The organism is Paracholeplasma brassicae (assembly GCF_000967915.1).
GTDB lineage: Bacteria > Bacillota_I > Bacilli_A > Acholeplasmatales > UBA5453 > Paracholeplasma > Paracholeplasma brassicae.
This window is the reverse complement of sequence record NC_022549.1, coordinates 196,085-222,581: the sequence shown is the minus strand read 5'-3', so window position 1 is coordinate 222,581 and position 26,497 is coordinate 196,085. Positions and strand designations below refer to the sequence as shown.

General features: G+C 37.4%; 23 protein-coding genes. 3 read left to right on the top strand and 20 right to left on the bottom strand.

The genetic code is table 11. From position 1 onward, the window contains the following. Positions 1 to 68: 68 nt before the first annotated feature. From BN853_RS00900 to pflB, 11 genes are all read right to left on the bottom strand, one after another. A complete protein-coding gene (locus BN853_RS00900; RefSeq protein ID WP_030004078.1) occupies positions 69 to 1,586 on the bottom strand; it encodes a glycosyltransferase family 2 protein in 1,518 nt (505 codons plus the stop codon). A 108-nt stretch (positions 1,587 to 1,694) separates the two neighbouring features. Then, positions 1,695 to 2,162: a DUF805 domain-containing protein gene (locus tag BN853_RS00895; protein ID WP_030004077.1), complete on the bottom strand. Its 468-nt coding sequence runs from the start codon at positions 2,160 to 2,162 to the stop codon at positions 1,695 to 1,697. Positions 2,163 to 2,232: 70 nt separating this feature from the next. Beyond that, positions 2,233 to 3,225, bottom strand: coding sequence for a UDP-glucose 4-epimerase GalE (galE, locus tag BN853_RS00890; protein WP_030004076.1), 993 nt, complete (start codon positions 3,223 to 3,225; stop codon positions 2,233 to 2,235). A gap of 192 nt (positions 3,226 to 3,417) precedes the next feature. Next, positions 3,418 to 4,803 (bottom strand): C4-dicarboxylate transporter DcuC, encoded by a 1,386-nt coding sequence (gene dcuC / locus BN853_RS00885; RefSeq protein WP_030004075.1) that lies wholly within the window; start codon positions 4,801 to 4,803, stop codon positions 3,418 to 3,420. 15 nt (positions 4,804 to 4,818) lie between these two features. Then, complete coding sequence (gene rihC / locus BN853_RS00880; protein ID WP_030004074.1) at positions 4,819 to 5,739, bottom strand: ribonucleoside hydrolase RihC; 921 nt, start codon at positions 5,737 to 5,739, stop codon at positions 4,819 to 4,821. Continuing rightward, positions 5,736 to 6,656, bottom strand: coding sequence for a ribokinase (locus tag BN853_RS00875; RefSeq protein ID WP_030004073.1), 921 nt, complete (start codon positions 6,654 to 6,656; stop codon positions 5,736 to 5,738). The genes rihC and BN853_RS00875 overlap by 4 nt, the downstream gene beginning before the upstream one ends. Next, complete coding sequence (locus tag BN853_RS00870; protein WP_030004072.1) at positions 6,640 to 7,062, bottom strand: GNAT family N-acetyltransferase; 423 nt, start codon at positions 7,060 to 7,062, stop codon at positions 6,640 to 6,642. The genes BN853_RS00875 and BN853_RS00870 overlap by 17 nt, the downstream gene beginning before the upstream one ends. Positions 7,063 to 7,177: 115 nt before the next feature. After that, on the bottom strand, positions 7,178 to 8,155 hold the full coding sequence (locus BN853_RS00865) for a LacI family DNA-binding transcriptional regulator (protein WP_231857094.1): 978 nt from the start codon (positions 8,153 to 8,155) through the stop codon (positions 7,178 to 7,180). A 104-nt stretch (positions 8,156 to 8,259) separates the two neighbouring features. Continuing rightward, a complete protein-coding gene (locus BN853_RS00860) occupies positions 8,260 to 9,645 on the bottom strand; it encodes an MATE family efflux transporter (protein WP_030004070.1) in 1,386 nt (461 codons plus the stop codon). A gap of 134 nt (positions 9,646 to 9,779) precedes the next feature. Further along, complete coding sequence (gene pflA, locus BN853_RS00855) at positions 9,780 to 10,520, bottom strand: pyruvate formate-lyase-activating protein (RefSeq protein WP_030004069.1); 741 nt, start codon at positions 10,518 to 10,520, stop codon at positions 9,780 to 9,782. Beyond that, a complete protein-coding gene (gene pflB, locus BN853_RS00850; protein WP_030004068.1) occupies positions 10,507 to 12,765 on the bottom strand; it encodes a formate C-acetyltransferase in 2,259 nt (752 codons plus the stop codon). Before pflB ends, pflA begins: the two co-directional genes overlap by 14 nt. 263 nt (positions 12,766 to 13,028) lie before the next feature. Here pflB and BN853_RS00845 point away from each other — a divergent pair, with 263 nt between their 5' ends. From BN853_RS00845 to BN853_RS00835, 3 genes are all read left to right on the top strand, one after another. Continuing rightward, complete coding sequence (locus BN853_RS00845; protein ID WP_030004067.1) at positions 13,029 to 13,976, top strand: NAD(P)/FAD-dependent oxidoreductase; 948 nt, start codon at positions 13,029 to 13,031, stop codon at positions 13,974 to 13,976. A gap of 363 nt (positions 13,977 to 14,339) precedes the next feature. Then, positions 14,340 to 15,065, top strand: coding sequence for a LytR/AlgR family response regulator transcription factor (locus BN853_RS00840; protein ID WP_030004066.1), 726 nt, complete (start codon positions 14,340 to 14,342; stop codon positions 15,063 to 15,065). Between the two features lie 4 nt (positions 15,066 to 15,069). Continuing rightward, on the top strand, positions 15,070 to 16,365 hold the full coding sequence (locus BN853_RS00835) for a sensor histidine kinase (RefSeq protein WP_030004065.1): 1,296 nt from the start codon (positions 15,070 to 15,072) through the stop codon (positions 16,363 to 16,365). Positions 16,366 to 16,433: 68 nt separating this feature from the next. Here the strand turns inward: BN853_RS00835 and BN853_RS00830 are convergent, their stop codons facing one another. From BN853_RS00830 to glnA, 9 genes are all read right to left on the bottom strand, one after another. Next, on the bottom strand, positions 16,434 to 16,700 hold the full coding sequence (locus BN853_RS00830; protein ID WP_030004064.1) for a hypothetical protein: 267 nt from the start codon (positions 16,698 to 16,700) through the stop codon (positions 16,434 to 16,436). Positions 16,701 to 16,706: 6 nt separating this feature from the next. After that, entirely contained in the window at positions 16,707 to 16,859 is a 153-nt protein-coding gene (locus tag BN853_RS08945; protein ID WP_030004063.1) for a hypothetical protein, read from the bottom strand. Continuing rightward, a complete protein-coding gene (locus BN853_RS00825; RefSeq protein ID WP_030004062.1) occupies positions 16,859 to 17,947 on the bottom strand; it encodes an ABC transporter permease subunit in 1,089 nt (362 codons plus the stop codon). Before BN853_RS00825 ends, BN853_RS08945 begins: the two co-directional genes overlap by 1 nt. 8 nt (positions 17,948 to 17,955) lie before the next feature. Beyond that, a complete protein-coding gene (mglA, locus tag BN853_RS00820; protein ID WP_052591098.1) occupies positions 17,956 to 19,446 on the bottom strand; it encodes a galactose/methyl galactoside ABC transporter ATP-binding protein MglA in 1,491 nt (496 codons plus the stop codon). A gap of 119 nt (positions 19,447 to 19,565) precedes the next feature. Further along, a complete protein-coding gene (locus tag BN853_RS00815) occupies positions 19,566 to 20,600 on the bottom strand; it encodes a galactose ABC transporter substrate-binding protein (RefSeq protein WP_030004060.1) in 1,035 nt (344 codons plus the stop codon). A gap of 107 nt (positions 20,601 to 20,707) precedes the next feature. Continuing rightward, positions 20,708 to 21,706 (bottom strand): galactose ABC transporter substrate-binding protein, encoded by a 999-nt coding sequence (locus BN853_RS00810; protein WP_030004059.1) that lies wholly within the window; start codon positions 21,704 to 21,706, stop codon positions 20,708 to 20,710. Then, positions 21,693 to 23,405: a sensor histidine kinase gene (locus BN853_RS00805; protein ID WP_030004058.1), complete on the bottom strand. Its 1,713-nt coding sequence runs from the start codon at positions 23,403 to 23,405 to the stop codon at positions 21,693 to 21,695. Before BN853_RS00805 ends, BN853_RS00810 begins: the two co-directional genes overlap by 14 nt. Then, positions 23,402 to 24,979 carry a response regulator transcription factor gene (locus BN853_RS00800; RefSeq protein ID WP_030004057.1) on the bottom strand — a complete coding sequence of 526 codons (1,578 nt, stop codon included), beginning with the start codon at positions 24,977 to 24,979 and terminating at the stop codon, positions 23,402 to 23,404. The genes BN853_RS00805 and BN853_RS00800 overlap by 4 nt, the downstream gene beginning before the upstream one ends. A 102-nt stretch (positions 24,980 to 25,081) precedes the next feature. Continuing rightward, positions 25,082 to 26,419: a type I glutamate--ammonia ligase gene (gene glnA, locus BN853_RS00795; RefSeq protein WP_030004056.1), complete on the bottom strand. Its 1,338-nt coding sequence runs from the start codon at positions 26,417 to 26,419 to the stop codon at positions 25,082 to 25,084. Positions 26,420 to 26,497 lie beyond the last annotated feature (78 nt).

The window sequence follows — 26,497 nt, the reverse complement described above, 5'->3', positions numbered from 1 at the left end:
AGGTGTTTTATCTATACTCTATTTTATCATAGACACTGCCCTCTTAGAAAAAAAAGCGGTTATTCGCCTTATTCTTTTGAACTCATTTTAGCTTTTTTATTTTGTCTTTCATCACCTGTTTTTTTATTAAACACATAACTACTGAAAAAAACGATCGATATGGTGGCCATTGAAGGTATCACAAAGTAGGTTATCCGGTTCATAAAAGAAATCTCAATGACCTGATTAATGTAGGTAAATAAGATTAACCCTAATAACCCAATGACGATGCCAAACGTTTCCATCACTTTCCAAAATACTGACTTTGTATTCAAAATTTGGATTGTTTTTTTATCTTGTTTAATCTCATCAATTGTTTTCGAATCGCTATGTATGATCGGGTGCCATTGTACGTTTTTAAATAAACTAACCACCATTAAGTAAATACTAATCAATTGAAACCAAGGGGATACGATTAAGAAAAATACCGTTTTGTAAAACGGGCAACTAATGTTTTTTTTCTCTCTGATTACCGCGAGTGTATTATAAAATAAATTCGAAACGTATTTTGCCAAATAGTATAACAGTACCGCGATAAATAATCCACGAATGTTTAATGACCCACCCAAAAGGAGTGCAGTGATGACACCACCAACCATCAAACAAATTTGAAATCCAAGTTCGACTAAACTGTAAGGAAATAAATAAAAGAATAGATCATAGTTGGTAAATCCATTCGATTTGAATATCCCTTTGATTGTATTACGCCAGGTCTTCTTAAAGACATTTAATCGGCCTTTTGTCCATCTTAACCGTTGGGTCAATGCTACTTTTAATGAGGTGGGTTGTTCATCGTAATGGATTGCACTTTCACAATAAGCAATCTTCATGCCATTTGCCGAAGTGACCATTGTCATTTCAGTGTCTTCCGTAAGCTCGTGAAAGTGAAACCCATCAGAAATGACTGAGGTTGGCATAAGAAAACCCGTTCCACTTAAATGTGTACCAATACCTAAGATACTTCTTGGTCTGTGATACGCCATTGACCGACGATAAAAGTGAATCCCATACGAAGCAGATATCCAGTTCGTATCAAAGTTTTTAGTATTTCTATAACTCGTTACAATGCTGTTTGTCTGTACAAATGCCTTATTCATTTCCTCGATAAAATCGAGCTCTAATACATTATCGGCATCAAAGACAAAAAATCCATCAAATGCATTGATGTCATAATCTTTTTTTATTCTATTGACCAGATAATCAAGGGCGTACCCCTTACGCTTTTTCTGATCATCAAATCGTTCATAACAGATCGCCCCATGCGTTTTTGCAACAATGGCTGTTTGGTCAGTGCAGTTATCTGCAACCACAAAAATCGTAATCTTAGATTGATCGTAATTTTGAAGTTTGATGCTGTCAATCAAATTACCAATGACTTTTTCTTCGTTTCTAGCCGGAATTAACACCGCATATTCTCTTTTAATTGTCGTTGTGGGGTAGGTTCTTGATTTCATAAAAAACCCAATCCATTTGTATATTTCACGATAAAACGTTAGTACACCAAAAATCGATCCAACGATGATTAGTGACTCTTTGATTATATCCATTATTTCGCCTACCTTACACGTATCATATTCATTGTTTCAAATTAACTCACTCTTGTCAATCTATTTTAGAAGAAACGTAAATTATGAAAAAAACACCAAAACTGGTGTTTATCCTTTTTTGATGTGATCCCTATAAACTGAGTGTGGGTTTGTTTCAGCTACCAAATAGGTAAAGAAGAAAATAATACCCATTAAAGGAATGAGTAAAATCAAGTAGTCTTTTGCGTTTCGGTTAGAATCGTGTAGACGTCTGGTGGTTGCGTTAATGATTGGAATGATTGAAAGATAAAACACAGGCAGTAAAACGTTTAGATAAATTGCACATAACGTAAAGATTACTGCTAAATAAAAGAGTCCCATAAAATACTCAAACCTTGAACTTACGCCTTTAAATGTGAGTCCTTTTTGAAATAAGAATGGTAGGGCATAGACGTATAGATTTTTATCATTTTGATACGCACTACGATCAGTTAGTTTGGCTTCGTATTCAAATGTACGCTTTAATTTTTCTTTGCAAAAAGGACAAACCGCATCGGTCGGTTTAACTTCATTCCAACAGTTTGGACATTTTTTCATTTTATCACCAGTACTTATTATAGTAAAAAACGAAAAAAAAGACAACCTCGAATGGGTTGTCTATCTAGTTTTACTTGATGTTTTTTTCAAAATACCAAGCGTCTTTAACCATTTCTTTAATGCCTAGTTTGGCTTCCCAACCTAAGACTTCCTTGGCTTTTTTGACGTCTGCGTATGACGTTGCGATATCCCCTGCACGGCGATCAACGATTTGATAATTCAATTTAATGTTGTTTTCGCTTTCAAAGGCTTTGATAATTTCTAATACCGATGTCCCTTTTCCAGTCCCTAAGTTAAAGACATTGGCACCGTTTAGATCTGCTTCGACTGCCGCAACGTGACCTTTAGCTAAATCCACGACGTGAATGTAGTCTCTAACACCAGTGCCATCGATGGTGTCGTAGTCATTGCCATACACACTCAGTTTTTCTCTAATGCCTTTGGCAACTTGCGTGACGTATGGCATTAAGTTATTTGGTATGCCATTTGGCAGTTCACCAAGTAGGCCGGATTCGTGCGCACCAATCGGATTAAAATATCTAAGCAAGACAGGATTAAACCCTTTATTGGCAAACGCAGTATCCATTAAGATGCGTTCACTCATCGCTTTGGTTTCCCCATAAGGGTTCGTTGTTCTTAAGAGTGGTGAGGTTTCACTAAATGGTGCTACCCCATCGCCATAGACCGTTGCAGACGAACTAAAAATGAATTTAGCCACGTGGTGTTTTATACATAACTTTGCCAAAATCATCGTAGATACGACGTTATTATAATAGTATTCTAATGGTTTATAAACCGATTCACCTACGGCTTTAAATCCCGCAAAATGGATCAAAGCGTCAAATGATTCTTGGATGAAAAGAGCTTCCATTCGTTTTTCATCGGTTACATTCATTTCATAAAAAGGTAAGCGTTTATTTGTGATTGACTCAAGTTTATCAAGTGTCTCTAATTGAGCGTTAGATAAATCATCAACAATCACAACATCATGGCCTTTTTTAACTAATTCAACAATTGTGTGTGAGCCAATATACCCTAGCCCACCGGTTACTAATATTTTCAAACTAATCACCTCTATTATTATTCTATCATAGAACAATCTTAATTTTCCTCAAATATCATCTAATTTTAATATAAAATCCGGTTTCACGCTTCACAATTATTTCAGTTTGTTCGTTAGGCAAACAAAAAAACGGATTTCTCCGTTTTCTCGTTCTTTTAAGTAAGTAGTCCCCAATTACCACTAGGCTTGTGTTTATAAGAAGAATAACATTGAAAGTACAAACATGAATACCACACCAGCAACCATCGGAACCGCCGTACGTTTGACGATGTTAAATGGTGTTTGTTTGGTTGTTCCTGAAACGATAACAACCACGGCCGATACTGGTGATACGGCTCTTAGTAAGTTTCCTGCAAGTCCCATAGGAACTGTAACTGCATAAGCACTAATGCCTGCAGCAAGTGCTAATGGTGCCATTAATGGAACCATTGCATAGAATAATGCGGTACCTGAACCTGATAAGATGACAATTACAGCTGATAGTAACACAAGGATTAGTGGTAGTGTAAACCCTGGTACGTTTGCAGTCGTCATCACGTCTTGTAAGTGCGTGATAATACCAATCGATTTTAAGCCTTGAACAAATACACCAGCAGCAACCAATAGTGCCACAATACCCATGGCATTACCCATGCCTCTAAAGAATGATTCTGTGTCTTCTAAGACTGCTTTTGAGTTTCTCTTTCTAATCAATTCACAAACAATCGCTATGACAAATGAAATTAATGAAACCAGTTCAACTGACATGCCAATATCGGTGCCTTTTGTTAGTAGATTAAAGACATAGACAAGTAATAAAATCACGATTGGTAAGAGTGGTAATAGTGTATAAACCGTCTTATACACGAATCCACCATTGATTGTCTTTAACGCTTCGATTTCTAAATCTTCTTGTCTAACAATCCCATTTTTAAGATCTTTCTTATCTAAATACATTTGCCAGAAATAATGGACAAATGCCATAAAGAATAAGGTTGGTACAGATACAATCGCATGGTATCTAAACACATAAGTTGATACATCCATACCCAAGGCTTGAGCGATGGCAACGTTATCCCCCCCAAGTGGTGTCGGCATAACGGTTGCCGTGGTTGCGATAACCGCTGCGGCTGTTAGTGTGCTCATCCCTGATTTTCTTAAAACAGGGTATAAGGTCGCTAATAGAATGATAGCTAAATTTGATGCGCTTGGAATGACTAAAGATAAGACGTTTCCAAGTAAGAACACAATTGGCACTAACACATAAGCTGAACGAATACCTCTAAGTGGCTTAGTTAAAGTATTAACCGTTACATCGTTTGCCCCAATCTTACTCATGTAAGCCGTATAACCACCTAAGATTAGGATGATTAGCCCGGCTTTTGGCAGGGTGGCTTTAAACTGATCAATGATCGCATTAAATGGTGCCATGAAATCATTAAATTCTTTGGTTGGCAGTTTGCCCATTGCCATTGCAATCACAATTAATGCCATCCCGACACCAAGTAAAGTAATCTTGATGTCTAATTTCTTTAATAACATAAATACAACCGCAGCAATCGCTAGTACCGATGCTACATACATTAAAACTAGTTCCATAATGTCTCCCCCCGACTAGATGCACTTAGCTAGTGCTTCTTTTAACCATACACTAAATTCTTCTTGTTTGATATCTAGGCAAACCGTGACGTTCGGTTCTTTCTTTAGATACCCTTTTAAATCGACTAAGGTTGCACCTTTGGTATAGGTGCCCTCTGTTTCAATTGAAACGTGCGTGTAAACCGTTTCAAATAAATCTTTATTTAATAAATAGGCAATTGCCGTTGAATCATACATTTTTAACCCTGTTTTCAAACTACCCCCACGATATTTTTGAAACAGGGCGTAAATCATCTCACCTGTTTTGTTTTGTGCTTTGATTTCTAAGGAATCCTCGTGATAAACGAGCGCTTTTAATCCCACATCAAGCCCAGCCATTGTGATTTTCAAGCCCGATTCAAACACAATCTTGGCAGCTTCTGGATCAAATCCTATGTTAAATTCAGATAATACCCCATAATTACCCCTACCTGCAGAACCACCCATCAATATGATTTCTTCAATCTTCTCTTTTACTTCAGGGTAGGTACTTAACAACAACGCAATATTGGTTAACGGTCCGATTGGAACCAATGTGATTTTTTCTTTTGACTCTAATAGTTCATTTCTAAGTGCAACTACGGCGTGCTCTTCGATTAAGTTTTCATAGGTCACGGCAGGAAATTCATAGCCATCCATTCCACTTGACCCATGGACGCTCGAGGCGTCTTCTCTGATTTGTATCAGCGGTTTTTGAGCCCCTTTGGCAACTCTTACGGATTTGCCCCAAAACTTGAGCAATCTCAGTAGATTGTCTGTGACTTTGTCTACACTGACGTTACCAGAAACGGTTGTTAACAAACGGACGTCTAAGGTCTCATCAAACAACGCGATTGCAATGGCAACTGCGTCATCAATGCCTGGATCGGTATCGATGATAATTGGTCTTTTTTTCATTTTCTCTCCTCCATAAATTTCATGATTTGTTGATGATTTCCAATGGCTTCATAAACCCCTTCTTTTTGTGTGGCGTAAGCCCCACAAGCAGAAGCTATCTCTAAGGTCTCTTTCATTGTTAGCTCATTTAATAGACCATAAGCGATGCCTCCTACATAAGAATCACCTGCACCAGTCGTATCGACTGGTTTGATAAAGAATGCTTTTTGTTCAATGATCTGATCGCTTGATACATAGATGGATCCTTTTGATCCCAAGGTTACAATCAGTTTTTTGACACCTTTTTTAATGAAATAGTCTTTGGCGACTAACACATCCTCTAACGAATTCGGGTAAATCCCAGATAGTATTTCGCATTCGGTTTGATTGACGATTAAGTAATCCACACACGCGTAAATTTCACTACCTATTTTAGTCGCGGGTGCTGGATTTAATACCGTCGTCATACCAAGAGATTTGGCTTTTTTCAACCCATGATAAACAATCTCGTAAGGTATTTCAAATTGCGTTACTAACAAGTCGCCTTGAGTGCCATTTAGTGCATCCATCGCTCTTTTTTCATCCATCTCATGGTTTGCCCCTGGGTATAGGATGATTCTGTTTTCCGCCTCATGTCTTGTGATAAAGGCCATGCCGGTATCCGAGTTTGATAACTCTATTTTAGTTGTGTTAATTAGACTGTCGTTTAGTTTAGTTAATGCTTCTTTACCAAAAGGATCATTACCAACACTCGCAATTAAGGTCGTATCACAACCAAGTCTTCTGGCTGATATGGCTTGGTTTGCGCCCTTGCCACCTAAGTTTCTAAGAAACTGTTTACCTTTGAGTGTTTCACCAGGTTTTGGTAGATAGTCAACTTCAACGACTAGGTCAATATTGATGCTACCTAGTACGTAGACTTTATTTTTTCTTTTCATAGTATAATACCATCCCACTTCCTAAATTCTCTGTTGGTCGTTTGATAAACCCATATTTTTCATAGAACGCTTCTTTGCCTGGCGTTGACATTAAGCCTACATAAGCACCTTCACAAGCGTGTTCTTCAATGTATTCAAATAAGGCAAGCATGAGTTGGTGACCAACCCCGTTACTTTGGTATTCTGGTATAATCACTACGTCTTTGATAAAGAACGTTACTCGATCATCACCAACCAAACGAGCAATACCTACTGGTCGATCATCTTTATAAGCAACCACTGAAAAAAGTGTATGCTTTAGTGCGACTTCAACGTCCTCGTCTTTGTATTCTTTAAACGAAACAGTTTTTCTGATGTCTTGATAAAGTTGTACGGTTAAGGCGTTCTTCTCGATTGTTGTCGTCATATTCTCACCTGGTAAAACGTTTTACCTAACTACGACATTATCTTATCACAGGATGTAAACGCTGTCAACACATATTATAATAAAAAAAAGAAGGCATAGTTTTACCTTCTCTTCTTTATCGCTTAAAGACGGGCTCTAAGACAATTTTAATTTTTGTTTGTTTTTGCTTGATTAATTGCATCAAGAGTTTGACTGCACTACTTCCGAGATCCGAAATGTTCTGTTCGACCGATGGTAAATCAATGCCAAGCATGGATGAAAACGCTAGGTTGTCATAACCCACCACTTTAATGTCTTTTGGTACATCGATCCCCAACTCTTTTAATCGTTTGATCAACCCATACGCCATCAAATCATTGGATGCGAAGATTGCATCAACATATTTGTCTTTGTAGAAATCACCTGCTTCATACCCACTTTGGTAACGAAAATCACCTTCATAGACCAGAGAATCATCAAATGGAATCTTAAAGGTTTCTAATGCCTTTAAATAACCTTTGTATCGAAACTGCCCATTCATTGAACTAGGTGCGCTCAAACAGCCTATTCTTTGATAGTCTTCATTAATTAAATACTCGGTGGCAAAATACCCACCCAATTGGTTATCAAAATAGACTTGTGGGTCATTATCGTTTAAGAATGTTCTATCGACAAACACGTAAGGAATGGTTAGTCTTGATAAAAGTTTACGATATTCTCTTTCATGTGCTTCTGATTCATTCGAAATGGTTAAAAGTAACCCGTCGACCCCACGACTCTCTAAATTCTTAATAAGTTCTAAATCATTTTTATACGAATCATCGCTATTAACCAAAATCAAAGAGTAGCCATTTTTTCTTAATTCGTCTTCTACTTTTTTAGCAAGTGCACTAAAAAACAAGTTCTCAATATCGGGAATCAAAAGACCAATCGTTTTTGATTTTTTGGTTACTAGATTTCTTGCGGTTAGATTCGGTTCGTAATTGTATTCTTTGGCTAATCGTTTGATTTCTTCTTTTTTTTGTTCAGAGATTCGTGAAGGCTTATCATTTAGAACAAGTGAGACGGTCGTAACCGATACACTCGCAAGCCTTGCTAATTCCTTAATTGTCATTTTCACAGAAAACACCTCTTCTTTATTGTAGCACACTATCGGAATCAAAAAAGCGACATTTTTATGTAAAAAATACCACGAACCGTTTGTTCGTGGCAATTTATCTAGACTTCTTGTGTTAATAATTGAGCGTTATAATAGTCTTCTTCTTCGTGAAGTTTTCTTGTTAGTTTAGTAAACAAGTAGAATCCAATCGCAAACGTTAAGAGGTCTGCTAGTAATTGTGTCCAAATGATCCCATAAAGACCAAACCAGTAATCCATTAAGTATAAAAGCGGAATGTTGATTAAACCTTGTCTTGAAATCGAAAGCAGTAGGGATTGTCTACCTTTACCCATCGCTTGAAATGCGGTATTAATAACAAAGTTTACCCCCATGACTGGCATGGCTAAAACAGCAATTCTTAAGAAACGTTCACCTAAGTGCACCGTGGTTGAATCTTTAATAAAGATACGTACCAATAATGGTGCCTCAACAACAAAGAGGACCACACAAAGCATTGAAAAAATCATCACAAGTTTCATACCATATTTTGAGATATCCCTCATACGCTTATAATTCTTAGCTGCATAGTTATACGCAATCAAAGGCAAGATCCCTTGAGAAATACCTAAGGTCACGTGAAGTGGAATCATATCAATCTTTTTAACAATCCCCATCGCCGCTAGCTCATAATCGCCATAAACGGAGGTTAAATTATTAATGATTGTCGTTGCGAAAACGTTAAATAATGAGGCAGAAGCCGCAGGAAGACCAATTGCTAAAATCGGAATCCATATGTATTTTCTAAAACTAATCAATCGAAAATCAAAGCTCATGTGGGTTTGATCGCCTAGTTTAATAATGAGTATGACGTAATAGATCATCGCAAGCGTATTCGCAATCATCGTTGCTAATGCAGCGCCTTCAACACCCATGTCAAAACCGAAGATAAAGATTGGGTCCAGGATGACGTTTAAAACCCCACCAATCGCAATCCCAACGGAGGCTTGTTTAGAGAATCCTTCACTTCTTAATAAGTGTCCAAACACCATGCCTAAGGTAGAAGGTACCGCACCGATAACAACGGTCCAAAACAAATAGTCTCTCGCATGACCAATGGTATTAACTGATGTACCAAGTAGTCCTAAGAGTTGATCAAAATACACAAAAACAAAGATACTATAAACAAGAGACATCAAGAATGCCCCAAATAAACTCGAGATAGTTACTTTTTTAATGTTGTCGTAGTCTTTCTTCCCTAATAATCTTGAGACTAATGAGCCCCCACCAATGCCAAATAGGTTGGCAAAAACGATTAAGACAAAGAATATTGGAAATGCCACGTTGACTGCCGCTACTTGATAAGGATCATTGACTTGTCCAATGAAGTAGGTGTCTGTTAAATTGTAAATCATTGAGACTAACTGAGATAAGATGGTTGGCAGTGCTAGTGTAAAGACTGCCTTTTTTATGCTCATTTTCTCAAATATTTCGGATCTATTTTTCATAATTATTTCTTCTTTCTAATCGTGCTTTTACTTAGCTCATTATATTGTAACTGAAAAGCCTTGGGATTTCAAACAAAAGTTACCATAAAAGAAAAACAATCCTATCCAAAGGGATAGAATCGCTTGACTTAAATTCACTTCTTGTATACATAACAGGTCTTTAGAATATCGTGTGCTTTCATAATTAAATCCTTGCAAGGTTCTTCTAATTCTTTAAGCGGATAGTCAAAGTGATTGATTTCCCACTTGACGATGCCTTTTTTGTGGTAAGGCAGGATATCGATTCGTTTGACGTTTGTTAGTGTATCTAAGAAACTCCTTAATCTGGTTAGTTGGTCATCAGTACCTGTAATGCCAGGGAGTAAGACGTGTCTAATGTAGACGTCTTTATCAATATCACTTAGGTATTTAGCAAACGCTAGTATGTGTTTGTTTGTTGTCCCAACAAGGACTTTATGGCCTTCATCATCAATGTGCTTGATATCTAATAAAACCAAATCCGTTACCTTCATCAATGACGCAAACTTCTCTGTATTGTGTGGGGTAAAGGTCGCACCCGATGTGTCGATGCATGTATGTATATTGTGCGCTTTAAATAATGTAAAGAGCTCAATTAAAAAGTCGATTTGTAAGAGTGGTTCACCGCCTGAAACAGTGATTCCCCCATTCTTATAAAATGTTTTGTATTTCTGATAATCCGCAAGAATTTCCTCAGGTGTTTGAAGTTTGTTTTCTTGCGTATCCCAAGTGTCTCTGTTGTGGCAGAATTGACACCTTAAAGGACATCCTTGTAGAAACAGGATATAACGAATCCCTGGCCCATCAAATGCGCCCATGGTTTCTACTGAATGTGTGTTGCCTTTAGAATGTTTCATGGAACGTACGTGCAATAACGTCACGCTTTTGTTCGTTAGTTAATAACGCAAAGTTGACGGCATACCCACTCACACGAATGGTAAGGTTTGGGTATAGGTGTGGGTTATTCATTGCCTCAATCAGTTTTTCTCTAACTAAGACGTTGACGTTTAAGTGGTAACCACCACCAGTAAAGTAGCCATCTAAGATATTGACTAAGTTTTCTACCTTAATGTCACTTGCCATGACGTTTTCAAACATCATTGTTTCTTCTTTTCCAAGTGCTTGAGGCACAATGGTAAAGGTATTTGAAATACCATCGGCACAAGACTCACATGGAATTTTAGCCACACTCATCAAGGATTTTAGTGCCCCTGAATTGTCTCTACCGTGCATTGGGTTTGCCCCAGGTGCAAACGGTGCGCCTTTTCTTCTGCCATCTGGCGTGTTACCTGTTTTTTTACCATATACCACGTTTGAAGTAATGGTTAAGACAGACATCGTTGGAATTGAATCACGGTAAGTCTCGTGTTTACGAATCATGTTCATGAATTTAGAAACAAGATCCACTGCGATTTGGTCCACTCGGTCGTCATTATTCCCGTAACAAGGGAATTCCCCTTCGGTTTTAAAATCAACGACTAAGCCGGATTCTTCATCATAGATTGGTGTGACTGTGGCGTATTTGATTGCTGATAAGCTATCTGCAACTACTGATAAGCCTGCAACACCGGTTGCGAAAAATCTAGTTACATCTCTATCGTGTAAAGCCATTTCGAATGACTCGTAAGCGTATTTGTCATGCATGTAGTGAATGATGTTTAATGCGCCAACGTATAGTTCTGCTAACCACTCTAACGTTTTTTCATAATTAACCATCACTTCATCGTAATTTAAGACGCCTGGTTTGATGATTTCACCTTTTGGTGCGACTTGTTTGCCGCTCATTTCATCTCTACCACCGTTTAAGGAGTAAAGTAGTGCTTTAGCAAGGTTTGCACGTGCACCAAAGAATTGCATTTCTTTACCAACTGCCATTGGTGAAACACAGCATGCGATGGCATAGTCATCACCATGTTCAGGTCTCATTAATTCATCGTTTTCGTATTGAATCGATGATGTATCAATCGATACTTTAGCAGCGAAGTTTTTAAAGTTTTGTGGCAATGATTCACTCCATAATACGGTAAGGTTCGGTTCAGCCGATGTCCCTAAGTTATACAGTGTTTGAAGGTATCTAAAGCTTGTACGAGTAACAAAGCTTCTTCCATCTAAGTTCATCCCTGCAATTGACTCAGTGACCCAAGTCGGATCGCCTGTGAATAGTTCATTGTATTCAGGTGTTCTAGCAAAACGAACCATACGCAATTTCATGATGAAATGATCGATGATTTCTTGAGCGTCTGTTTCATTAATAATGCCAGCTTTTAAATCTCTTTCGATGTAAATATCTAAGAATGTTGAGGTTCTACCTAAACTCATCGCAGCCCCATTTTGCTCTTTAACGGCACCAAGATAACCTAAATATAGCCATTGGACAGCTTCCATCGCATTATCTGCTGGTCTTGATAAGTCAAACCCATAATATTCCCCTAAGGTTTTTAAGCGACCAAGTGCGTTGATTTGTTCTTGAATTTCTTCTCTTAAACGGATTTTTCTTTCCGTCATTGGAAACGATAAACTCTTTTGTTCTGCTTTCTTTTGATTGATTAGGTAGTCTAATCCATAAAGAGCCACACGGCGGTAGTCACCAATGATACGGCCTCTACCATACGCATCAGGAAGACCGGTGATAATGCCCGCACTTCTGGCTGCTCTGATTTCTGAGTTGTAAGCATCAAATACCCCTTGATTATGTGTCTTACGATACTCAGTAAAAATGTGTTTAAGCTCTGGATTAATTTCATAACCATACGCTTCTGCTGCCTTGACAGCAACGTTAATCCCCCCATATGGGTGAAAACCTCTAACTAGAGGTGCGTCCGTTTGAAGACCTACTATTTTTTCAAGCGACTTATCTAAGTAACCTGCTTTGTGTGACGTAATCGATGACACAACGTCTGTGTCAACACTGATGACACCACCAAGTTCGATTTCTTTTGCTAATAAATCAATGAATTGTTGATTTAATTTTGTAGATGCTTCTGTTGGACCAACTAAGAATGAGTCATCCCCTAGATACTCTTCATAGTTGTTAACGATAAAGTCTCTGACATCGACAGTTTCTTGCCAAAGACCTTTTTTGAATCCTTCCCATTGTTTCATGGACGATTTCCTCCTATTAAATTAATCGTTTTTTACAAACTCATTATATCGTTTAATCAATCAATTCGCACGCATAGTTATAATGAAAACGTTTTAATCATCAAAACCTGTTTTAAACGCTTAGTTATCTAGATTTATTCCTATTTTTATCTCGTGTAATTATAAATAATTAGACGCATCTAATTGATATTTTGAATGTCAAATCATCAAATGTCGTGTTATACTATATAAGAAACTTTTTTAAATAGAAATGAGGCAAACTTATGCAAGACGTTATCATCATTGGTAGTGGCCCTGTGGGTCTATACGCCGCCACGCTTTGTGCGATGCACAACCTAGATGCCATCGTATTAGAATCTAGCCATCTTTACGGTGGTACACTAAACCTATATAAAGAAAAGAATATTTATGACATGCCTGGTTTTCCAAAAACAACGGCAGGTGAACTCATTTTGTCTTTATACCAACAATATTTAACTCAACAACAAACCGATCGTATCCTGTTAAACATCCAAATTCTTGATTTTGTTCACGAAGAAGATTACTACAAAATTATTACAAACAAAGGGGTCTATTTTTCAAAGACCATCTTGTTTTGTAATGGTGGTGGGATGTTTCGACCACGACCTCTTGGACTACCTAATGAAAAAGCGTTTGATAACATCCACTATTTCGTTGAGCGTTTAAGCGACTTTAAAGACAAAGACATCACAATCTTAGGTGGCGGCGATTCTTCCATTGATTTTGCCTTAAGCCTACAACCCTACGCAAAATCCATTAACGTGGTTCACCGAAGAGCTGATTTTCGAGCCCACGAAAACAACGTCTTACAAGTCAAATCGTTTGCTAAGGTCTATACACCTTATGAACCAATCCGTATGGAAGGAACAACTAAGGTAGCGTCCCTTGTGATCAAACACCTAGAGACAAAAGAAACGACAACACTTAAAACCGATGCGCTTCTGGTCTTTTATGGTAACGTCCCAATTAAACCTGATTACGAAGCGTATGGCATAAAAACCGATAACGGCTTAATCACAGTAAAAACCAACATGGAAACCAGTCATAAAGGCATTTATGCCGCAGGCAACTCAGTTACCTATCCTGGTAAGATCAAAATGATTTCATCTGGCATGGGTGAAGCAGCCACCGCGGTTTCATCGATCTCAAAGTACTTAAATCCCAAGAAAACCATGACTTATAAACATTAAGAAAAAAACACAAAATTTGTGTTTTTTCTAAATATAACCCTCATATAAAGACAAAAGACCTAGCCAAATAGACCAACTCGTGGGGGGAGTTCAGGGTATATTCATTCTAAGTCTTGACGTCTCTAAACTTCTAAACAAATCACAGGGTTTTACACGCTTATGGTTGTCTATGTTTATGCGTTTAATCTATCATAAGTCAACGATATTTTAAAGACCAATCACTTAAAAGGGACACTTCATCACTTAATTGTCTTATTGGTCTCTTTGTGATAAAATTATATTGCTCTAATTAAGTAAACAATGAGTTCGTAATACACACTTAATCAATAAAGATTAATAAGAAGGCATACCTAGAGGTGACTTATGATAAAACTGGTGGTTTGTGAAGACAATCAAAACGAAATGACTCATCTAAAAACACTGTTAAAAAAAGACGTTATCACCCGTTTTGATCTTGATGTGACCTACTTTTTAAACCCTAAACTAGTCATTGATGATCAAACGATTTTAACTCACACGGATGTCTTTATTTTAGACGTTTTGATGCCCGAGTTCAGTGGGATTGAACTTGCTAAGGTCATACGAAAACACAACAAAGATGCGGTCATTATTTTTCTAACCGCCTCTAAAGAATACGCACTTGATGCGTATGAGATGTTGGCCATTCGGTATTTAATCAAACCATTAAAAGCGAGTGAGCTAAATGACGCTTTAGCAATGGCCAGCCATTTAGTCAAAAAGAAAACAGTCAAATACCAAATAGAAACCAGAACGGAACGCATCACGCTTAACCTACTTGACATCAAATGGATTGAATACCGTGATCACGTGCTTTACTTTACGACCACAGAATCGGTCATCAAAAGTAAGTTCTACCGTACGACTTTTTCAAAGACGATTCCATCGTTATTTGAACATCAATCATTCATCCTTTCACACCGATCTTATTTAGTCAATCTTAATCACGTCTTAAAAATGGTGCCTGATGGTTTTATTATGAACAACCAAGCCTTTATTCCAATATCAAAAAACAGACGAACACTCGTTAGAAAACAATACCTTGATTATACGCTTAGAGGGGGTTATTGATGTGATGAACCCAACGATTGTCAGACTCTTTATTTCACAAGCCTTTGCCTGTTATTTTCTTTTAATTCTAGTGCCTTTAAAACCACCAGTTAAGAAACACCGTTTGATCATCATTTCTGGTATGTTTTTAATCACAGTAGCCAACGCATTTATGATTGATTCCCTTGGTTTATCTGACTTTTATATCCGTTTTTTCTTTTTAACGCTCTTACTACCGAATTTTTTACTTTATTCCTATTACGCGATATACAAAGGGGCAAAGCTTCTATTTGCTATGTTATCCATCCAAGTGTTTGGTAACGTCGCAATTGTCAATGGTTTATTAGCTTCCTATTTAACCACTCAAAAAGATAACCCTTTACTTGATACCACCATTAGAGTCCTCACTTATTTACTCTTCTTTCCATTTGTTCATCGGTTTATACAGCCTCATTATTTAAAAATGGTAAAAACACTCAATAAAGGCTGGTGGATATTGAACTTGGTTTTGGTCATCTCCTATGTGCTTTCTTATTACATCGGTTTCGTCCCAAATCCGATTTTATACCGACCACAGTATTTTATTCATCTCTACGTTGGTCTGTTTTTGGGTTTATCCATCTACGTTGTTCTCTTTTTCTTATTCCAAGAAATTGAATCGAAGATTTCCTTTGAGCGTGACAAAAAACTGTTGAGTATTCAAGTGAGCTCGCTTGAGGCACAGTCAGCGGCTATTTTTCTTGCCGAAGAAAAGATTGCGATCATCAAACACGACCTAAGACATCACCTATCCATTCTTAACGAACTGATTTTGACCAAAGATTTTAAACAAGCCTCACATTATTTAGAAGACCTTGATCAAACCTTATCTGAGGTCAGCCCTAAATCGTATTGTAAAAATAAAGTCATCAACGCCGCCCTTTCACATTACCTCAATTACGCTTCTTTAGAACAAATCGAGGTGATCTCCAATCTAGACATCCCAGAGGTCTTACCGATTAACCCTAGTGAGCTTGCGATTGTCTTTTCAAATGCCATTGAAAATGCGATCCACGCGTGTTTAAAAATACCTGAGGCGTCCAATCGTGTGATCACCTTAACTTCTAGGTTTAAAAACGATAGTCTCTTTTTAGAAATATCAAACCCTTATTTTGACGACATTGTCTTTTCTAAGGATGGTCTACCCATATCGAATGAACACGGCCATGGTACCGGGGTCTTAAGCATGGTTGCCTTTGCTAAAAAGAATCAAGCCATGCTTGATTTTTCAGTCGAAAATCATGTCTTTTATTTAAGACTCATCCTAAATTTTTTGTCTTAAACGCGATAAGAAAAACACAGCCATTTTGACTGTGTTTTTCTTTAGGGTTATCCTACCCACGTTTCTATTTATTTGAGGAGAAGAAATAGAACGATTAAGCACTGTATACCTAATAATCCGAGTTCGATGTAATGATACCTTTTCTTTTCATGTCGAAATCCAAACATGAAATAGGCAAAGACATAACCAAGGCTGCCCATAATCATTGAGGTGATCAAGATTTGATATTCCTCAATTTTAGGTCCAGTTTGGTTTTTTTGATATAACATAGACTTATTAATTAAGTAGATGGTCATAAACGATGACATCGTAATTAATAATATGATAAGCTCCATAAGCATTTATCCCCTAACGACTAAATAGATCATTAATGCCACAAAGACTAAGGACAACACCAAAATGGTGATTGTCAGGCCTTTTTTTGATACATCAATGTTTTCATACATGCCACCTTTTTTAATGGCTTGTTTGGTTTCTTTTTCTTTTTCTTCCATTACTTACGTACTAAATATTTTCTCATGTCAATTGAGGTAGCAAGTAAGATAACAAGCCCTTTAATTGCGTATTGAAGGTTCGCATCAACGCCTAAGAAGATGAAAGATGCGGTAATTAATTGAAGTAGGAATACCCCAATCACAACGCCTTTAATTTTACCAACCCCACCGGAGAATGATACACCACCGATCACACAGGCTGCAATCGCATCTAACTCAAAGTTTACCCCTGTCGCGGCGTTATTAGAGCCAACATAAGCACTTGTGAAAAAGCCGTTAACCCCATATAACATCCCTGCCATGATGAAGACAGTCATGATTGTTTTAAACACGCTGATCCCTGAAACGTTTGCGGCTTCTGGGTTACAACCAACGGCGTACATGTTCTTACCAATCACGGTTTTATTCCAAATAAACCACATTAAGGCAACCAGAATGATGGCATAGAATACTAAAAACTGAATGTTAATACCGAAGATACTGACACTACCAATAATTTTATCTGAGAAGTCTGGTCTTAATCCACCCACTGGTTGACCGTTATTTTTACCAAGTTGAATGTATTGTAAGCTAATGGCATAAACAATCAGTTGAGTCGATAACGTTACAATAAATGGGTGTAGTTTAAACTTAGCAACAAAGAAGCCATTAAATGCCCCGAAGATCCCACCAACAATCACAACAATCAATAACACGAGTAAAATTGGCATTGGGTTATTTGCTAAGCCTTCATACATAATGTTTGGGTAATCCCCGCGTTGAAGTAGTGAGGCCGTAATGATGGCTGTTAAGCCAATGATACGCCCAGCACTCAGGTCGGTACCCGTTAAGACGATGATCCCACCAACCCCTAAGGCAATCGGTAAACGAAACGCCGTTTGAGTGATGATGTTGACAATTGAGTTTATCGAGATAAATCTCGGTCTCATGATGGTAACAAAAATGATGAATCCGACTAATAAAATATAGAGGGAGTAATTAATGATAAATTCACTAATGTCTCTCTTACGTTGTTCTTTAAGTTCTTTTTTCGCTAAGATTTCTTGTTCGCTTAGCGGTGCTTTAATTGTTTCATTTGGTTTATTCATAGCTTACCTCACATGTATTTCGCTGATAAACTCATCAGCTCTTCTTGAGTCGTTGTCTTAGCATCAACGATGCCAGCCACACGACCATTACTCATCACTAAAATTCGATCACAAATACCAAGTAACTCTGGCATTTCTGAGGATGCCATGATGATGGATTTGCCCGTTGATGCGAGATTAATCATTAATTGATAAATCTCATATTTCGCGCCAACGTCGATCCCTCTGGTTGGTTCATCTAAGAGTAGCACTTCTGGTTTGGTTAATAACCAGCGGCCGATAATCACTTTTTGTTGGTTCCCACCAGAAAGGCTACCAATCTTAGTGTGTTGACCTGGTGTTTTAACACGCATTGAGTCAATCACCCATTTGGTATCTTCTTTCATTGGATCGTGCTTCAAGTAGACCTTGTTTTGATAGGATTTTAAATTGGATAAGGTGGCATTTTCTAAAATGTTTAGTACCCCAAAAATCCCTGTGGCACGTCGTTCTTCAGTTAATAAGGCAAAGCCGTTTTTAATGGCTTGTCGTGAATTCTTGTTGTCGATTTTTTTGCCATTTAAAATCAAATCACCTGATTTTTTCGACGTGATACCAAAAATCATTTCAAGGACTTCGGTGCGTCCTGCCCCTACAAGTCCAGCAAGACCTAAAATCTCACCTTTCTTTAAATCAAAACTCACTTCTTCGATGTGATTTTTGTATAACGCACTAAAGTTCTTAACTTCTAAGATTTTACCTTCTGGTTTGTTTGTTTTATCCGGAAAACGGTTATCAAGACTACGACCGACCATTTGCTTAATGATTGAATTAATCGTTAAGTCTTTGGCTGGTGTTGTTGAGATCCATTTACCATCACGCATGATGGTCACATCATCAGAGATACGTAGGATTTCATCCATTTTGTGTGAGATATAAATAATCCCACAGCCTTTTTTCTTTAACTTATCGATGATTGAAAATAAGTGTTCGATTTCTTTATCGGTTAAAGAGGAAGTTGGTTCATCAAACGCGATTACTTTTGCGTCATAACTCACCGCTTTTGCAATCTCAACCATTTGTCTTTGAGAAACACTCAAATTCGACATGGTTTCTTTTGGATCAACGGTAATTTCTAAGGTCTTAAAAATCTCTAAGGTGTCTTGGTACATTTTTTTATGATCGACCATTGGCCCAATCTTTGGGTATCTGCCAAGCCAAACGTTATCCATGACGTTTCGTTTGACCGCTTGGTTTAACTCTTGTTGAACCATCGCAACCCCACTGGTTAAGGCTTGTCTAGAACTTGAGAATTTGACTTTTTTCCCTTCTAGAAAAATCTCGCCTTCATCTTCAAAATAAATGCCGAATAAGCATTTCATCAATGTTGATTTACCGGCCCCGTTTTCACCCATTAAGGAGTGTACGCTACCCGGTCTTACAAATAAATTTACTTTATCTAACGCTTTTACACCTGGAAATGATTTTGAGATCCCTTCCATTTTTAAGATGTATTCCATAGTTAACCCACCAATCCTGTCATATTCATTAATCCAAAAATCTATATTCCTATCAAACTTTTGGATTAATAACATCATAAGCGGCCAAACGGCCGCCTATTTGTTATTAAATGTTACTGTTATTCGCCAGTGTATTTAGCGTAAGGAATTCTTACTTTATCTGCACCAGTTTCAAATGTATAATCTGTACCTTCATTGAAGTCTTTGTCTAATGAGACGTTTTCAATGAACTTAACGATTGCTTTAGCCATAGCAACACCGTCTTGTTTGATTGAACCAGCCATTTTACCACCTTGGATGGCATCAACAGCAGTTGCAGTTGCATCTACACCTACTACTAATACATATTTAGTAGCGTCTGAACCTGTGTTATAACCAACACCATTAAGTGATTGGATTGCACCAAGTGCCATGTCGTCGTTATTAGCGATAACTAATTCAATTGGTTGATCTCCTGTGTATGGGTTAGAAGTTAATAATGCGTCAGTCATTGTCTTAGCAGTTGCTAGATCCCAACCAGCCATTTGGTCAGTACCGATTTGTACTAATTCAGGTTTTGAAGCAGCAACCAATAAGCGATTAGCTTCTTGAGTTGAATACTTAGTTCTACCGTTTGCTTCTGGGTTATCTAAGTCAGCTCTTAACATGATGTAGTTGATCTTACCATCGTTATTTAAGTCGTATTTTTCCCACGCGCCATCAGCAAGTAATAAGTCAGCGATCATTTCGCCTTGCATATAACCAGCTTCGTCTGGATCAGTTCCGATAAATGCTGCGTCATCGTATGAATTAACAACGGCATCACTTACTTCACGGTTGAAGAAAATCACAGGAATCTTAGCGTTTTTCGCTTTTTGAATTACCACGTTACCACTTTCAGTTTCAACGATGTTAACAACGATTAGGTCAGTCCCATTCGCGATTGCACCATCGATTTGTGTGTTTTGTGTTTCTTGTGAGCCATCCGCATCGTGGAATGTGTAATTCACGTCGATGCCTTTAAGTTCAGCATCCATTGCGTTTCTAACACTTGTAATGTAAGTGTCTGAGTACTTGTAAATAAAAATGTCTACTTTGAATTCGCCATCTTCTTCACATGCAAACATTGTTACCGCTAGTAAAAGCGTAACCATTAAAGCAAAAATTCGTTTCATTTTTTTGTTTCCTCCCTTTTGGTTTCGCTTTCATTATAGTTGTAATCGCTTACAAGAAAAATGTAATATTCTATTTTTTAGTTGTGAAATTCTCTAACTTTGATTTTTTACTCCAAATGTTCTTTTAAGATGACTTGACCATCAACGAACACATAGCGTTCTTTAACAAGTTCAAATGGTAGGTCATCGAGTGGCTTATGCTTCATTAAATAATTGATCAAGGTAGCAACCGCATGCCCTTGTGCGCTTGAATCATTTAAGACACTTGCAAAAAGCAGTCCATCTTTGATTGCTTGTTTTCCAACACTTGTGGCATCGACTCCAATAATTAAGATGTCTTGATCGTAGGTCTCGCCTTTTTCAAAGCGGTTCGTCTCCACTAAGTAATCAATTGCCCCTAAGGCCATGTCATCGTTATTTGATAAGATCAATTCAACCTCAGGAAACATTTCCATGATTTCTTTGGTTTGAATGTAGGCGAGGTCTCGTCGCCAATTGGCCACCGAAGTCGTTAAAAGTTCGACCTCATAGCCAAGCGCTCGTAAGTGTTCAATCGACATACGGGTTCTTTTTTCAGCATCTTGGTGAGACTGTTCGCCTTTTAAGATGACGGTTTGTATGACGTTATCGGCGTTTCGATCAAAGATTTTATTTAAGTTTTTGGGGTCTTTAAACACCAAATCTGCCGCTTCTGCTTGTCTGATGCCTAATAGATCCGCATCTGCACCGACGTAATAAATGTTTTCATAACGAGCGATGTCTTCTTCTAGTGGTTCACGGTTGATAAAAATGATGGGTATCTTTTTATCATTTGCGAGTTCTGCTAGGCTACTTGCAGCCAAGCGGTCAACCGCATTAATGACAAGCAAGTCATAGTTTTGATCGATTAAATTAACCATTTGTTTGTTTTGGATGCTTTGAGAGTTTGAGGCATAAAATACCTCATACTCGTAATCACTCAAATTTTTAATGATCGCGTTTTTAAACTCTTGCATAAACGTATCGGACTCATCATAGATCATGATGCCTACTTTGATTTCTTTTTTCTCACAGGAGACAAGAAAAAGAACAATGAAAACCAATAAAATGAGATTAATCTTCTTCATAACTTGCCTCCTTCGAAATGTGGATTTCAATTGTGGTGCCCTCGTCGAGTTCACTCTTAATGATCATTTTCGCTTTTGACCCAAAATAGATTAATAAGCGTTGATAAATGTTTTTAAGACCAACCCCATCGTGCAGGTTTTGATCTTTAAACCGTCGGTAGAGTTCATCGATACGTTCTTGTCTCATCCCATAACCGTTATCAGAAACAGAGAAGATGATGTCTTCTTCGTCTTGATAAACCTTAACCTCAATGTGTCCTTGATCAATTCGGTTTTTTAAGCCGTGATAAATGCTATTTTCAATCAGTGGTTGTAGTAAGAACTTCATTGTCTTATGATCTTTGATGTCATCCTCACAAGAAAACGAATAAGTAAATGCGTTTTGGTATCTGATGTTTTGAATCAAGATGTAGTTTCTTGCGTGATCGATTTCATCTTTGATTGGGATGATATTTCTGCCCTTTGAAATGGAAAGCCTAAAGAATTTAGCTAAGGCAATCACCAGCTCAGCGGCTTGTTCGTTTTGTTCTTTTTCAATCATCCACACGATGGAATCAAGTGTGTTATACAAGAAATGGGGGTTGATTTGATTTTGAAGAGCCTTTAATTCCGATTTACGTTGTTCTTTTTGTTCAACCACGACCCGAGTCATCAGTTCGTCGATTTTTTTCATCATCGTATTAAAACTATGCGATAACGCGCTAACCTCTTGATAAGAATCGATGTTGACTTCTTGAATTTGAAAGAACTCCTCTTTTTCAATGTCTGACATTTTCGCTTCTAATGCTTGAATTGGTTTTGCGATACGTCTTGAAATGGTTAAAAAGAGTAGGACGGCAAAAAATAAAAACAACGTTGAGATGGAAAACGTGTTCCAAAAGAACTCGTTTTCAATGACTTTGATCCCCTCTGCGTTGATAAATACCCCAATACGCCATCTGGTGTTTGCAAGCGTATCGACGTTCACCATCATGTTTAAGTCATTGATTTTTGTTTTTGAGGTCCCAATCACGGTGTTTAAAAACACTTCTTTTTCTTTGGCATCTGAAACACCAGATGCGTCGGTTTTAGAGGTGTAGATGGTGTTATAATACTGATCAATAATTGAAATGTGTCCACCAAACCCGAGATTACTTTTTTTGACGAGTTCGACGAACTGGTCAAATGAAATGACGATTTTTAAGACACCACTTTGGTCGTTTTTATTAAATAACACAAACTTTGATATCGTGATTTGATAGACCCCTTGTGTTTCAAACGGGGTTTGAAAGTTATGAATGGTTTGTTCATTAATCGAACTTAAAAACCAAGACGCTTGACTTGCATTTCTTGCGGTTTGGTTTTTGATGTTTGACACGATTAAATCCCCTTGTAAATCATAGAGTTCAATCGTGATGATTTCTTTTTTTAAGCGGATCACGTCGTTTAAGTAGGATGAGGTTTCATCGATTGAAGCGTAGATGTCTTTGTTAGTAATGTCTGCTTGAATGAGGTTCGAGGTGTCAATGATGGTGTTAATGTAAGACTCATAGTTATAGACAATCTGTCTTGAGATTTCTTCTGATTGAATGTTCGATACCTCTGTGATATTTCTCTTGAAATTCACATAAGTGACACTAAAGAGTAATATCAAGTAAATCATCGAAATACTAAAAAATGAGATTAGAATGATTGAGGCAATGGAATGTTTTTGTCTCATGACTCGTCCTTCTTAAACTCTTTTGGTGATTTACCTTCATATTTCTTAAAACAGTGAGAAAAATAATAAGGTTCGTAGTAACCAACCATCTCAGCGACCTCAATGATTTTTAAGGATTGTTTTTTCAAGAGTTCCTTGGCTTTTTCCATTCTTAACTGTGTGACGTATTTGACAAAGGTCGTGTTTTTTTCATTTTTTAGTAAGGCAGAAATGTAAGAAGGGCTTAGCCCAATTTGGTCTGAGGCCATTTCTAGGTTGAGGTTTTGATCACTAAAATTGGTTTCGATGTACTTTAAAATCTTGTCTAAGTTCTTACCAACCACGTCGGTTTGAAGCGATTGGTTGACGCCTTTAACGGCTAAAATCAATTCAATAAAATAATTATAAACCGATTCTTTGGTTTTATGTTCTAATAAATTCAGGTGGATTTGATTTAAATTGATGCCATCTTTGATGAGTTTTTCTGGTTCTTCACAATTGCTGATGATGGTATTTAATACCTCGGTTAGGGTGTAGTGATAAACCCCATCTTTGGCAATCTCAAATAAATAATCCAGTTCTTTTTTAATTTCTTTAAGCCCTTCGTAACGAATCACGTACGATAGGTTTTTAAAGGCATCCCGGTCTAAGATCAACAAATTTTCTTTTTGCGCTAAGTCGCTACAAAAAAACACTTGATTTGAACCTAAAAATCGGCGCTGTTCAAGTGAAGCACGCGCGTCTCTGAAGTGTTTTTTAAATGAACCTTCAATTGTAAATGGATTTGAGATACCCACACTCATGCTTAGGTTTAAATACCGTTTGATCCGTTTAATCTCGGTATCTAAAAACTTTAATATTTCAACGTTCGAAAACGGTTGAAGTGATTTAAGAATTAAGACGAACAGTTGACTTCGTTTAAATAACTCAAAATCATACTTCTTGAAGGCTTGTTCGAGTTGATTTTTTAACGTTAAAAACGCCAAATCTAACTTATCAAAGTCCGTTTTGTCGTCTCTGATGTCAAAATCAAAGACACCAATACACAAATGATCAAACCGAAGGTGAACGCCTTCTTTTTTTAATTTATCAATGAAAGAGGCCTCTGGTTTGTCCATTTGTAATAAAAGACAAAGGTCATTTTCCACAAGCACGGGCAGGTTCTCTTTACGAAATTCGCTTAACTCTTGAATGACACTTGACACGTTATAATCAGTTGAAATCCTATCGTGTGCTTTTTGTAGAGCTTTATCGAGCTCTTTTTGTAAAATCGGTTTGGAGATAAACCCGATCACTTCAAGTTCAATGGCCTGTTTGGCGTAATCAAACTGGTCATAACCTGTGATGATAATGATTTTGATGAATGGATCACTACTTTTAAGTTTTCTTGAGAGCTCAATGCCATCAATATATGGGATTCTAATGTCGGTGATCAATAAGTCGATGTCTTTGCCTGTGATGCCTTCATAGGCATCAATGCCATTATCAAAAACACCAACTAGTTCAAACGCCGTTGGGCTTTTTAGGATCATCGATTCTAGTCGCTCTCTGACGTCTTGTTCGTCATCAACGATCGCTATTTTATATTTACTCAAACGTAACACTCCTTTTTTCTAAAAACGCTTTCTTTTCACATTAATTATACCATTTTACTTTTTAATACAAGAAAAAAGAGGAAAAATTTCCTCTTTTGCTTTTTAGATGATTGGTAAGTACTTGTTCAATTCCCATTCGGAAATAATCGTTTTGTACTCGTCCCATTCTTTTTGTTTGGCTTCAATAAATTTCTCGAAAAGCTCTTCACCAAGGGTTTCTTTCATTAACTCACTCTTTTGGAAAAACTCAATGGCTTCTTTTAGATTCTCAGGTAAATTCTTTATCCCTAAACGTCTTCTTTCTTGTTCACTCATGCGAAATAAATTTTTCTTTAGTGGGTTTAGGGCCGTTAGATCATTTTTAATCCCATCAAGCCCTGAGTTTAGTAAGACTGCCATTGCTAAGTAAGGGTTCGCTGAGGCATCAACACTTCTTACCTCAATTCGTGTGGCATTCCCTCTTGAGGCCGGAATACGAATCATTGTTGAGCGGTTTGAATCACTCCAAGCGATGTAGACCGGGGCTTCATAACCAGGCACTAAACGTTTATAAGAATTAATGATTGGGTTACAAACAAGCGTAAATGCTTGCGCATTTTTCATGATACCTGCAATGAATTTAAGCGCCGTTTCCGATAATTGATTGTCTGTTTTTTCATCAAAAAATACGTTACGTCCGTCTTTGGATAAGCTTAGATTTGAATGCATCCCAGAACCATTAATGCCTTTGATTGGTTTTGGCATAAAGGTTGCGTGATACCCGTGACGTCTTGCGACATTTTTCACAAGTACTTTAAAGGTTTGAATGTTGTCACACGCCTCTAATGCGTTATCAAAGTGGAAATTGATTTCATGTTGACCAAAGGCGACTTCATGGTGTGACACTTCCATTTCAAAGCCTAATTTTTGCATCTCAAGAACGATGTCTCTTCTAATGTCTTCAGAGCCGTCCATTGGGGCTAAATCAAAATAACCACCTTGATCGGATAACTCTCTGGTGATTTTTCCTTTTTCATCGAGTTTAAATAAGAAAAACTCCGGTTCTACACCAACGTTAAACTTATCAAAGCCGAGACTCTTCATTTCATTTAACGCTTTTTTTAACACGTATCTAGGGTCACCCTCGTAAGGTTTTTTACTTGAGGTATACACATCACAAATCAGTCTTGCCACACGACCCACTGGGGCATTTTCCCAATTAAGGATTAACCAAGTAGATAAATCCGGGTATAAATACATATCTGCTTCATCAATACGTACGAATCCCTGGATCGAAGAACCATCAAACATAATGTCGTTGTTTAAGGCACGCTCCAAATTGGTAATTGGAATTTCAACGTTCTTGACGGTACCTAACATGTCACTAAATTGTAAGCGAACATAGCGTACGTCAAATTCTTTTGCACTCTTTAAAATACTTTCTTTTGTGTAGTTCTTCATCTAACTATCCTCCATATGGAAATATTATACGCCCAATGTTAAAAATTTCAACATTTTTTTTACACTTTTTAAAAAAAT

Excerpts from the sequence above, each read along its gene's own strand:
- BN853_RS00900 (WP_030004078.1), bottom strand. The coding sequence starts at position 1,586 with ATGGATATAATCAAAGAGTCACTAATCATCGTTGGATCGATTTTTGGT.
- BN853_RS00895 (WP_030004077.1), bottom strand. The coding sequence starts at position 2,162 with ATGAAAAAATGTCCAAACTGTTGGAATGAAGTTAAACCGACCGATGCG.
- dcuC (WP_030004075.1), bottom strand. The coding sequence starts at position 4,803 with ATGGAACTAGTTTTAATGTATGTAGCATCGGTACTAGCGATTGCTGCG.
- rihC (WP_030004074.1), bottom strand. The coding sequence starts at position 5,739 with ATGAAAAAAAGACCAATTATCATCGATACCGATCCAGGCATTGATGAC.
- BN853_RS00875 (WP_030004073.1), bottom strand. The coding sequence starts at position 6,656 with ATGAAAAGAAAAAATAAAGTCTACGTACTAGGTAGCATCAATATTGAC.
- BN853_RS00870 (WP_030004072.1), bottom strand. The coding sequence starts at position 7,062 with ATGACGACAACAATCGAGAAGAACGCCTTAACCGTACAACTTTATCAA.
- BN853_RS00865 (WP_231857094.1), bottom strand. The coding sequence starts at position 8,155 with ATGACAATTAAGGAATTAGCAAGGCTTGCGAGTGTATCGGTTACGACC.
- BN853_RS00860 (WP_030004070.1), bottom strand. The coding sequence starts at position 9,645 with ATGAAAAATAGATCCGAAATATTTGAGAAAATGAGCATAAAAAAGGCA.
- pflA (WP_030004069.1), bottom strand. The coding sequence starts at position 10,520 with ATGAAACATTCTAAAGGCAACACACATTCAGTAGAAACCATGGGCGCA.
- pflB (WP_030004068.1), bottom strand. The coding sequence starts at position 12,765 with ATGAAACAATGGGAAGGATTCAAAAAAGGTCTTTGGCAAGAAACTGTC.
- BN853_RS00845 (WP_030004067.1), top strand. The coding sequence starts at position 13,029 with ATGCAAGACGTTATCATCATTGGTAGTGGCCCTGTGGGTCTATACGCC.
- BN853_RS00840 (WP_030004066.1), top strand. The coding sequence starts at position 14,340 with ATGATAAAACTGGTGGTTTGTGAAGACAATCAAAACGAAATGACTCAT.
- BN853_RS00835 (WP_030004065.1), top strand. The coding sequence starts at position 15,070 with ATGAACCCAACGATTGTCAGACTCTTTATTTCACAAGCCTTTGCCTGT.
- BN853_RS00830 (WP_030004064.1), bottom strand. The coding sequence starts at position 16,700 with ATGGAGCTTATCATATTATTAATTACGATGTCATCGTTTATGACCATC.
- BN853_RS08945 (WP_030004063.1), bottom strand. The coding sequence starts at position 16,859 with ATGGAAGAAAAAGAAAAAGAAACCAAACAAGCCATTAAAAAAGGTGGC.
- BN853_RS00825 (WP_030004062.1), bottom strand. The coding sequence starts at position 17,947 with ATGAATAAACCAAATGAAACAATTAAAGCACCGCTAAGCGAACAAGAA.
- mglA (WP_052591098.1), bottom strand. The coding sequence starts at position 19,446 with ATGGAATACATCTTAAAAATGGAAGGGATCTCAAAATCATTTCCAGGT.
- BN853_RS00815 (WP_030004060.1), bottom strand. The coding sequence starts at position 20,600 with ATGAAACGAATTTTTGCTTTAATGGTTACGCTTTTACTAGCGGTAACA.
- BN853_RS00810 (WP_030004059.1), bottom strand. The coding sequence starts at position 21,706 with ATGAAGAAGATTAATCTCATTTTATTGGTTTTCATTGTTCTTTTTCTT.
- BN853_RS00805 (WP_030004058.1), bottom strand. The coding sequence starts at position 23,405 with ATGAGACAAAAACATTCCATTGCCTCAATCATTCTAATCTCATTTTTT.
- glnA (WP_030004056.1), bottom strand. The coding sequence starts at position 26,419 with ATGAAGAACTACACAAAAGAAAGTATTTTAAAGAGTGCAAAAGAATTT.